At 56.3% G+C, this 2,143-nt stretch carries 2 protein-coding genes; one reads left to right on the forward strand and one right to left on the reverse strand.

Going from position 1 to position 2,143, the window contains the following annotated elements; translation table 11 throughout:
• Positions 1-705, reverse strand: a 705-nt coding sequence (locus tag ACWI8T_RS09580) for a peptidase U32 family protein (protein ID WP_449138783.1), incomplete at its 3' end; no start/stop codon positions are given.
• A 179-nt stretch (positions 706-884) separates the two neighbouring features.
• On the opposite strand from ACWI8T_RS09580, the gene ACWI8T_RS09585 reads away from it, so the two are divergent.
• Positions 885-2,143 (forward strand): transglycosylase domain-containing protein (locus tag ACWI8T_RS09585; RefSeq protein ID WP_449138784.1); only part of this gene is annotated, 1,259 nt, incomplete at its 3' end.

A 2,143-nucleotide genomic window follows, 5' to 3' on the forward strand; every position in this document is an offset into this window, starting at 1 on the left:
ATCGATGGTGCAAAGGTCTTTCGGGGACAGCAGGCGATCGCCCGGCGCCGAAAGTTCTGCGTCGGAGTCCTCGTCGCAAAGGGTGTAGGGAAGGCGGCATGCCTGCGCGCAGGTGCCTCGGTTCGCGGAGCGCCCGCCAATCATGGAGCTCATAAGGCATTGTCCCGAATAGCAAATGCACAGGGCGCCGTGCGCGAAGCACTCAGTTTCCATATTCAGGCTATGTGCTTCTTCGGTGACTTCGGCGAGCTCAGCGCAGCTCAGCTCGCGCGCCAGCGTTACGCGTTCGGCGCCGAATTCCGCCGCCGCTCGCACGCCGTCAATGTTATGCGTGTTCATCTGCGTAGAGATATGCAGGCGCGCATCGGGCAGCGCGCGCCTCACTTCGGCGGCGAGCCCGATATCTTGCACGATGAGGGCGTCTACGCCGCGTCGCCATGCTTGGCGGGCAAGCTCGAGCGCCGCCGATATTTCGTCGGGCATAATCGCGATGTTGAGCGTGAGGTACACGCGAACCCCGCGCAGATGGGCGAAATCGCACGCGCGCGCCAGGTCGTCAAGGGTGAAGTTGTCTGCGCTGCGACGGGCATTGAACGCATCGCAACCCAAGTACACCGCATCGGCTCCGGCCGCCACCGCGGCATGTAAACACGTCATAGAGCCTGCGGGGGCGAGAAGTTCCATATGCCTGTATGGGTTCATCATGTAAAAAGTCCAATCGTCTTCGTGTAAAACTTTGCGAATAGTATCGCTTTCAGGTATCGTTGCACAGTATGAAACCACGGAGAAAACAGCGCGAAAAACGCGCACACGCAGGCCTTTGGGCCATCATCATTGTTCTGGCCGGCATCGGGCTGGTTGGCTACGGCTGCTATCAGGGAGTTATGTCCTTGATAGATGACTGGTGTGCCGATTTGCCCAGTGTGCAGAATACGACTGCTTTCGACTTGCCGGAACAGTCTACCATCTATGCCAACGACGGCACTACCGTGCTGGCCGAGTTGTACATGGAGAAACGCGAGCCCGTCACAATCGATCAGGTGAGTCCTTATGTGCTCAAGGGAACGGTTGCGACGGAAGACGAGCGCTTCTACGATCACGGCGGCGTTGACTTGCAGGGCATTGTCCGCGCGGTAGTCGTGAATCTCTCCGGCGGTCAAGAGGGCGCTTCCACCATCACGCAGCAGTATGTGCGCAACACCATCTTGTCTTCCGAGATGAACGAGATTTCCATCAAGCGTAAAGTTCGCGAGATGACGCTCGCCGAAGAGATGGAACAGATTTATTCCAAAGACCAGATTTTGATGATGTATTTGAACACCATCAACTATGGCGACAACTGCTACGGCATCCAGGCTGCGGCGAAGCATTATTACTCGGTGAATGCGAGCGACCTCACTATTGCTCAGGCCGCGACGCTCATCGGCATTCCGAATTCGCCCACAATGTACAACCCGGTCGTCAATCCCGACAATGCGCTCGATCGTCGCAACGTGGTGCTTTCGCGCATGCTCACCAATGGCGTTATCACCCAAGAGGAATATGACGCGGCGAAGGCTGAAGACTTGAACCTCAACGTTCAAGAGGAAACCGGCACGAATGGTGTGTACCTCTATAAGTACTTCACCAGCTATGTGCGCGATCAAATTCTTGAGACTTACGATCACGAGCAGGTCTTCCAGGGCGGTTTGCAAATTGTGACCACCATCGATCCCGAGATGCAGGGCTACGCCGAAGCCGCCGTGCAGAAGCAGTACGATTCCGGGCGCCTTGCGGCCAGCAACCAGGAATTCGCGCTCACGCTTGTCGACCCCAATACGGGCTTCATTAAGGCCATGATCGGCGGCAAAGATTACGATGCCGACCAGTACAACATCGCCACGAGCAATTCGGGCACCCAAACGGGCTCGACGTTCAAAGCGTTTACGATTACCGATGCCATTGAAAAGGGCATCAACCCGCAAACGACGTATATGAATTGCAACGGCCCAGTTGAAGTCAATGGTTCGAAAATCTACAACTACGGCAAGCAGAACTACGGCAGCCTTTCGATCGCGAACATGACCGCCGTTTCGTCGAACACCGGTTTCATGCGCCTTATTACCGACACGTCGAGCGGCGTTACGCCCGAATCGGTGAAATC

The organism is Slackia sp. (assembly GCF_977041755.1).